The following is a 9,456-nucleotide window of genomic DNA, read 5'->3' on the forward strand; positions in this document are numbered from 1 at the left end:
CAAAAGAATCGATGAAACCACGGACGAAGCCCTGCTTGAAAAGCGGGAGCGATTGAGGGCGATTACTAGATTACGGGACTGACCCCTCGGGCTGACCCCTCGGGCTGCCCCTCGGGCCCGCGAACCCGGAAGCAATGGACCGTGTCGTACGGGTGCCGGCGTGTCGCGCGGTGTGGTAGAGCGGCCAGCCGATGCCCGGGCCTCCGACCCTGTTTCCTTCGGAAATGATCGACCGCTTCGCTTTCGGTCGGATTTTTCGGATCGCATCGGCCGTGCGGTTCACGTTTGGCGAACCGTCGAGTCCCTGCGCCTTTGCGTGCATCAAAGACTCGTCGCCGGACGCATGTTTTCGAATGAAAATTGCGCCGAAAGCACGGCGCGGCAGGATGGTGCCTGAATCGTGTCAGGTTGCCCGGAGCGCGAACGCCCCCTGTTTTCCTCGCCTTGTCTGCCGCTCGGTATCGGTTTTATGAGTTACCAAGTTAACGTTCGTTAAATCTATAAAACCTTAGGCCTAAGGCCATTCGGACGAGCAAAAACACGCGTTTGTTTAACAAGGTAACTTTTCCGTCTGTCGCGCATTTGGTCTCTCCCCATTATTTCTATCCCGTTCTGAGTGGGGCATGGCTTTGCCGGTAACCGCTGCAGGAGGTTGAATTGAACGGTTTCCGGGGGCTTGGTCGGAGCAGGTTCGGTTCGTGGAGACGATGATGAGAGAGCAAAACAGGAGCAGAGAGATGAAAAACAGAGCAAGAATGATCGGCTCGGCCATCGTAGCGGTTACGGTGGCCGGTATTTCGGCGCAGGCGGCTTCAATTGAATGGGATAATGGCGCTTCGGATGGAGTCTGGACCAATCCGGTTAACTGGGCCGGCGATGCGCTTCCCGGTGGCGATGATATCGCCTACATTTCCACAACGGACACGGTGATCTATCAGGATGGCTATACGAACACCGTTGATCGTTACATTGTCAGAGGCGGCTCAACCCTGAATATTACCGGGGGGTATCTGTCAGGGAGCGCGGTCGGAAGTTCTGTGCGGGATATCATTGGTCAAACCTCAGGCCACAGCTACCTGAACCAGAGCGGCGGAGAATACAAGCCGCAGCATATTCTTCGTATTGGTGCCGGCGTAGCGGGTACGGTAAACCTGAGCGGAGGCACATGCAGTGTTACCCGCGGCGGAACCAGTTTGTGGGGCAATCCCAACAACTCGCTTCAGATCGGTACCCTGGGAACCCTGAACGTCACCAATTCCGTGCTCGGAACCCGTGCGGGAACCGAGATTCAGGGCGGCGGTGTGTTCCATGTTTACGGCGCAGCTTCCCAAATCACCAACGGAGGCGTTGGCGGGGCCGGAGTTGGCAGTTGGTATCAACAGTCCAATGCTGTTCTTCGCGTCGGCATCTCCACCAACGGGTTGTCGACGATCGTGTGTGCCGATGCGAGCGACACCGCTGCTCCCTCGGTTATCTTGAATGAAGGATCGATCTTGGATGTCTCGTTTGTCGATGGCGCCATGGAAACCAACTTCTGGGCGGTGCTTGACGGTTCAGCCGGATCGTTCAACAACCTGGGAATGGTGTTCGACGCGGGGGTTGACACCAACGACTGGGGCTACATCGTTTCCAACAACGTTCTTTACGTTGGTTACGGCCTGGGCTGGCCGATGGGTGGAGATATCACGGGTCCGCCGACCCCGGGACGAACCATCTACTGGACCGGTGCCGGCGGCGATTCCGCTTCCGACAACCCGACCAACTGGGTGCTCGATACCGCCGCAACCATTCCGGCAACCTGGGGCCCCTACGACAGCGATATTTGGCACATTGGCAACGGCGGAGTGACCGGAGTAGAGCCCGGAACGGAATATGTGGTCGATTACGACGGCACAGCCGTTAACACCGGACATAACGGCTTGTGGGTCGGCAATGGTGGCCAGGGTACCCTGAACATGAACTCTGGCACCCTTTCTTTCAATGCGCTTTCGGGGTCCCGGCAGGATTTCGGATATGGCAGTGCTGCCGGAAAAGGTACGCTGAACGTGAACAACGGGACCCTGACCCTCAATGCCGCCCGTTTCGGCATCAATGGCGGCGAAGGCAATCTGAACCTGAATGGCGGTACGCTCATCATTTCACGTCAATATGCGGATTTAAGTCTACAGGTCGGTGTAAATTCCGGAAGTACGGGAACCGTGACGGTTGCCGGCGGAAGGATCTATACCCGGGGAGGGGTCCAGCTCGGCGCTTCGGGCGGTGCCGCTACCGGCATCTTCAGTGTCGAGGGTTCCGATGCAACGGCGATCGGAATCGGCACTCAAAACGATGCGACCGATGGCAGATGGCTTCAGTATTCGGGCAGTATCCTCAAAGCTCGTATCGACGATACCGAGACAGGCATCACACCTATCGTCATTGAAGAAATGGATGGCATCCCGGGCACCGGCTTCGACGGCGACGTCTACTTCTACGATGGTGCGCTGCTCGATCTTGGCTGGATGCCGGGCGTAACGAACTATGGCTCGTTCAAGGTCATGGAATGGGAGGGCCAGCTGCAAATCAATGAACTCGCGTTGGCTGCGGGCGTTGATTCCAGCATCTGGAGCGTCTCGGTTACAGACGAAAACAGCGACGGCACCAACGACACGCTCTGGGCCATCGCCTATGGCGAAACCGCCAACGGAACCCCGATCCCATGGTTAATCGAGAATGGGCTGACCGTAGGCGACGATGAAATCGACAACGACGGCGATGGTCTGTTGACGTGGGAGGAATATGTCGCCGGCACGATCCCGACGGACAAAACGTCTGTGTTCAAAGTCACTTCCGGCGAAAACCTGGCTAACGGTGATTTTGTCGTCACCTGGCCTTCGTTCGATGATCGGTGGTATAGCGTCATTACCAACCTGAACCTGGTGCACGGTACTTCAGGTGTTGCCGCTTCCGGCATTCAGGGCAAGGCCGGCTACACCTCATGGACCTCCAGCGTTCCGGCTTCGATCGATGCCTTGTTCATTGAGATCGGCGTAACCGGCGCGGCGCCCACTGCTCCGTAATTGAAAATCCGCGTTGTCCGGGGAATTGGCTTCGGGCAACGAACGACTGGAAACGACGGGGATGGCATGGTGTCATCTCCGTTTTTCCATCAACCAAGACAACGGGGTATTCGGCGAACGATGCCATCCCCAAAGCGATCGTCTTTCTGTTTTAATCGGCAAAGCATGAATGCCATCGCGAAGGACCTGAATGAAACCACGTGGTTATAAGCTACTGATCAATGGGTGTTCGTTGCTGCTCTGTGCCGCCGTACAGGCCGAAACCTGGGATGGCGGAGGGGCGGACAACGAGTTTTCGACGGCCTTGAACTGGAATAACGACGCGATTCCAACGAACAATACGGGCGACATTAACGGAGCCTATACGGTCGAGCGTTCGGTGGATATTACGGTTGACCGGACCTTTGTTCGGGGCGGAGCAACGCTGAACGTTACGGGCGGAACCCATAGCGACAGCCAGGTTGGAAATACGGTGCGTAATTATGTGGGCAACGATAGCATCGGCACCCTCAACCATTTCGGCGGTAGCTGGGAAATCGGCCACATCGTCCTCGTTGGCAGCGGCAGTGGTTCCGGTAACGGGACCTATAATCTTGCCGGTGGTAACTTGACCATAGGGCGCGGCGGCAATTCGTTGATGGGGGTTCCGGGCGGAAGTTCCCTCGAAATCGGCGTAGGCAGTGCGACGGGACTCTTCGAGATGACCGGAGGGGCTTTCGCCTCCCGTATCGGTGTCGGCATCGGAAATGGGGGAACCTTCAGCGTGCTGGGCAGCGGTCCCTCCAGGATCGGGATTGGTTCGATCGGTACGGGGGATGGCGACTGGAACCAGGCTGCCGGCGGTACGCTCCGCGTTGGAATCGACGCGGGCGGCGTTGCCAAAATCCTGATCGACGACGACGAAGGCGACGGCGGAGCCTATGCGACCTTCGAGGCCGGTTCCCTGCTGGATGTCGGGTTCTATAATGGAATGACCAACGGCGGCACGTGGACGGTCATGGAAGTGGAAGGCACGAATATCGTGGACAACGGCTTGGCCTTTGCCTCCGGTGTGGACACCAACGTCTGGTCCTTCAATATAGACAACTCGGGCACCAACGGGCTTTTGACGGTCTCGGCCGTCGGGCCGGCCATTACCGAGTACGATTTGAACAGCATTGCGGATTTGCGGCTCTATGCCGCCTCCAACAACGTCGACGTCGCCATGGCGCCCGGAACCTACTGGATGGCCGGCGAGGCGGAGCCGCACTTTATCGAATTCAGCGGCTCGAACAACATCTTCGACCTGAGCGGCGTGCACATCAAAGTGGACACGGCGGAGTTGGCGGGCTATGGCGGATCGACGGATGTCCGGATGCTCAACATCGGCGGCACGAATATTGTGATTGAAGGCCTGGTGCTCTCGATGGAAAAGCTGGCCTACAACGGTACGGACTCCTACGGCTATCCAAAGGAGTTTTGCGCGGATAGCCGGAGCCAGGTGGTTCGGATCACGGGATCGTATCTCACGATGAAAAACTGCGAGTTTACTTCCGGCGGCTCCTATCCCTACGGCTTTGGCGATGCCTTCGGCAAGGGCTCTCGCCCCAATACGGACGGCGTGACCGACTCGGCCTGGATTGCCCACCGCAAGCAGAGCGGCATCCTCTTCACGGGCGGCGCGGCGTTCTGCAATTTTGAAAACGTGACGCTGAACATGCGCAGCTTCGGCCACGGCATCTTTTTCCAACAGGGCGCGCACGACCTTTACTTCGAGAACTGCCGGGTGCTTGGCGACGCAATGGCCGACAGCGACGACATCATTGCCCATCCGGAATACCAGGAGTGGGGCCACGCCACCTACAAGGAACCCATCCCCGCCGACATCCGCATTTCCAAGCACGAGGGCGGCTTCCGGTCCTACGGCAACTCCGACTATGAAACGAACGGCTATAATCAATGGATTGAAAATATCACCATCACCAATTGCCGCGTCGAGCGCATGCGCAACGCCGTGGCGATGGGCGCACACGAAGGTTATCTCAACGTCTACGACACCGAGGCCTATGAATGCGAAATGGGCTTTGGCTCCAGCGCCTACGGGACCACCTTGTATAAAGGGTGCAAAGGCGACGCTCTCAATGGGCCGTTGATCTATTTCCAATACGGCGTCGAGGTTCCGGCCACCTATGAAGTCGAACTGACCGGCGACGAACCCGGCCACGGCGTTTGGCCGATCGCTCTGATCAGCGGGGCGGATAACCGAATTACCCTGACGAGCTCCGCCACCCCCGGCGTCTATTCCGATGCGGCCTATGTGAACACGTCGCAAAATTGGCGCGAATGGCGGCACCGCCCCTCGGCGGATATCGACGAACTCTCGACGGGAAACTATGGTGCCGCAACCACCGGCAACTTCATCACCAACCGGACCGGCCAGATTCTCGTCTTCGGATCGAACGCCGTGGATAATGTGGATGGTGTTTCCTCCGGCGGGGTAATCAATAAAGGCTCCGGCAACGAGTATGCCGGAGAAACGCTGGTGCCGGGGGCCATCCTCGTGGAGGACACCTGGACCTATCCGCCCAACTCCACCAACGTCAGTTGGGCACAGTGGGATACCGACGGCAACCTGATTCTGCCGACGCCGCCCTACACGGTCTTCGGCGGAACCATTGCGGTCGACGATGCGCAGTCCCTTGGCGGTTCGCCCGACGGCGACGGCGGAACCACCGTCAGCAACGGAACGCTCGAGGTGGCGTCCGGCTTCGCGTTGCAGGGCGAAGCGCTGGTGCTTTCCGGCTCCGGGACCGCCGGGCAGGGGGCCCTCTATTCCGACGGCGCCGTGGCCAACTCGACCCGGCTGAGTTCCAGTAGCGGATCCATCGCGCTGGCCGGCGACACCTCCATCGGCGTCGGTGTTGCCGGCAACCAGTTGTTGATCGGCAAGATTACCGGAACCGGCAGCCTAACCAAAACCGGGCCGGGGACCCTCGTCATGGAAGGTGTTGGCAATACCTATGGCGGGGCGACCTATATTTCGAATGGGTGGATTCGGGTGCGGGCGAACAAGGTGCGTCACGATCTCGTCATTGCCGCGGGCGCGGGGCTGGTTCAAAACGGAAACGCAGGCCTGAACCAAGCGGCCGACGATACGACGCTGCTTGACGGAACCATTGATATTAATGGCCGGAGCGAAAGCGACACCGGAGCCTATAGTATCCACATTGGATCGCTCGGCGGGGGAACGACCGGGCTAATCACTGCGACCTCCACGGCCGCCACGCAGACGGTAAACATTGCTTCCACAACAGAAGACAGCTCGTTTGATGGCACCATTGGCGGAACCCTTCAGCTCAACAAAAACGGTGCGGGAACCACGCTGGCGTTGAACGGAATCTGCAGCCACTCGGCGGGCACGGTGGTGAATGCGGGGCGGCTTGGGGGAACGGGTACGATTACGGGGGATGTAACCGTAAACGATACGGCTGGATTTGAGGTTAACTTCAGCCGCGCGTTGAAGATCGGCGGTACGCTGGCGTTTGTGGGCGATTCCTTCGAAATTCTCTTCCCGGTTGGTGCGCCGGGATTTGACTCGGCCGTTTCCAATGCCTGGAAGATTGCCGAGGCCGGAAGTATCTCCGGTTTTGCGGCGGAAAGCTTCAGTGTCGATGCTTCGGCCTACGACCCGGATGGCGGCTCTTTCTTCGTTTCGGAATCGGGTGGCGATCTCTTCCTGAACTTCGAGCCGAAGCCCTACACGGCGCTCGAAGAGTGGCGCTTTGAAAAATTCGGAACCTACGCCAACGCGGGCGATGCCGCGAACACCGCCAACCCCGACGGCGATGCGCGCGACAACCTGCTCGAATACGGCACCGGTTCCGATCCGAATGTCTTTGACAGCAACGCGGTCGCCTCCGTCGGAACCACGGCCGACGGCTCCAGGCTGACCATCACCTTCGACCGCATCGCCGATCCGGCGCTGACCTATTGGGTGGAAGCCAAGACCAATCTGGTCGTTGGAAGTTGGGATCAAATCTGGTCGAGCAACGGCGCTTCAAATACAACCGGTTCCGTAACGGTGGAGGACGCCGAGCCGATTCTAAACCACTGGAGCCGCTACCTGCGCATGAAGCTCATGCATTGAGCCCGTGCCCCTCCGCACGCGAACCGCCCATGTTTTCCACGCCTTGTCTATCGCTTTGTATCGGCTTTCTGGGTTACCAAGTTAACGCTGCTTAAATCCGAAATCCTTAGGCTTAACGCCATCCGAACGATGAAAAATACGCGTTCGTTTAACAAGGTAACCCATCCGTCTGTCGCGAGTTTTGTCTCTCCATGGTATTACTATTCCGTTCTGAGTGGGGCATGGCTTTGCCGTTAACCGCTGCAGGAGGTTGAATTGAACGGGTCCCGGGGCCTGGTCGGAGCAGGTTCGTTTCGTGGAGACGATGATGAGAGAGCAAAACAGGAGCAGAGAGATGAAAAACAAAGCAAGAATGATCGGCTCGGCCATCGTAGCGGTTACGGTGGCCGGTATTTCGACGCAGGCGCAGATCCAGTCTAGTACCAATGCCGTCGTGATGGTTTCCTATGACCAGACAGACCGTAACGATGTGGGTTCGGTCACCATCGATGATGCAGCCAACTTAACCGCCGCGTCTGATATTATTGCGCGTGAGCGAAGTGGTGATACGCAAACCAACCGGCAGATTCTGACCTATGTGAACTTTGACCTCAGTGGTCTGGATTCTGCGTATGTCAATCAGGCAGGTTATCAGGCCATTCTGACACTGGATTACCTCGAGCAGCTGAATACCTTAAACAATATGGAAGTGCGGGTGGCTCCTGTTCATTCCTTCACGAATGCGGTGTGGAGTAACACCGCCGGATCCTATCCTCTGGCGACCTGGGTTTCTCCGGCCGATTCGGCGGGGCAGGACCTGGGATCCTACGGCATTCAGGTGCTGGCCAATGTTAAAACGGTAAATCCCGGAGATGCCATCAATGAAGTGGTTCTGGATATAACGGATATCGTAAAAGATTGGGTCAATGGAACTACGGTGAACAACGGCTTGGTGTTTTTTGGAACGACCGACTCGAGCCAGGCGGCAGGTTTCACCTTCACCTCGCTCGAGAGTAAGCTGTATGGCTCTGAAGTCAACTTCACCGGCGCCGTGGACAGCGACTGGTCCAATGCGGGCAACTGGGATTCGGGTTCGTATCCCAAGAGCACCGAAGTGGCGGTTTTGAACGACACGGCAGACCTTGCGGCGAGCGCACCCAACGATGTTCTTGCCGTGCGCATCGGTACCGCGGGTACCGGCACCTTGAATCTGCAGTCCGGATCCGCCCTGCTGGCCACGATGGACAGCACCTACCCCTCCGAGATCGGAGCGGGCTCCGGGAACACGGGCACGGTCAACCTCTCCGGCGGCACCCATGAGATTGACTATCTTGAAATCGGTATTGGCGGAACCGGCCTGCTGGATATTTCCGGTGGTCGGCTGACGCTTTCGGGCAACAGCGACAATGCATCAATCTATCTGGGTTCCGGTGCCGGCGGTGCTGGAACGGTTGAAATCAGCGGCGGCGCCCTCGGCACCGCAGGCGGGATATACTTGGGATTGGCCGACGGAAGCGGCGCTGGAACCTTCAGCGTGCAGGGGGCCGGCGCAACGGAAATCGGCATTGGTTCGGAGGGCGACATTGACGGCGCCTGGTACCAGAATCCGGGGTCAACCCTTCGCGTGGGCGTGTCCACCAACGGCGTTGCTTCTATACTGATCGCGGACGCCGCCGCGGCGGGAACGCCGAGTGCAATCTTTGCTCCGGGGGCGGTTTTGGATGTCGCGTTTATCGACGGGGCGTCCGAAGCCGGCTCCTGGCCCGTGATGGTTTGCGAAGGAACCATGACGGATTTCGGCCTGGTGTTCGATCCTTCCATGGGTTCGACGACCAATGACTGGGGCTTTAGAATTATTGATAACACGCTGTATGTCGGTTACGGACTCGGTTGGTCGGCCGGCGGGGAAGTGGTGAGCGGACAAAGCGACCTGATCGATGCTACGTTCAACGGCATCGACGATGGCCTGAATGAAAGCTTCAGCCTGCTTCAAAACGTCTTGGTCGGGGGCACGTATTCGTGGAGCAATGAAACCGGCGAAGCGTCCGTGAGCGCAACGAACTTCCAGCCCTACGCCTTCGGATGCGTGAGCGACACGTCGATCAATGGCTCCGCATACGGCAGCTTGACCGCATCGTTCGAAATCAATGAAATCATCCACGCCGATGCCGGGCCGAGTTACAATGGCCATTTTGTCGGCCTGAGCGGCAACCGTTTCCAGCTGTTCAACAATGCCCAGCTTGAAGCCGCGCCGGATGGATGGGCCGTTGGCGTCCAGTTCTTGGGCGGTAC

General features: G+C 58.2%; 2 protein-coding genes and 1 pseudogene. All 3 read left to right on the top strand.

Annotated features, from left to right (window positions below; translation table 11 throughout):
• Positions 1-737 precede the first annotated feature (737 nt).
• Positions 738-3,059, top strand: coding sequence for a hypothetical protein (locus ABYO54_RS09635; protein WP_372808041.1), 2,322 nt, complete (start codon positions 738-740; stop codon positions 3,057-3,059).
• A gap of 190 nt (positions 3,060-3,249) precedes the next feature.
• Positions 3,250-7,185, top strand: coding sequence for an autotransporter-associated beta strand repeat-containing protein (locus ABYO54_RS09640; protein WP_372808042.1), 3,936 nt, complete (start codon positions 3,250-3,252; stop codon positions 7,183-7,185).
• Between the two features lie 334 nt (positions 7,186-7,519).
• Positions 7,520-9,456: pseudogene (locus ABYO54_RS09645) on the top strand (hypothetical protein); the annotation flags it as partial.

Source organism: Pontiella sp. (assembly GCF_041622395.1).
Taxonomy (GTDB): domain Bacteria; phylum Verrucomicrobiota; class Kiritimatiellia; order Kiritimatiellales; family Pontiellaceae; genus Pontiella.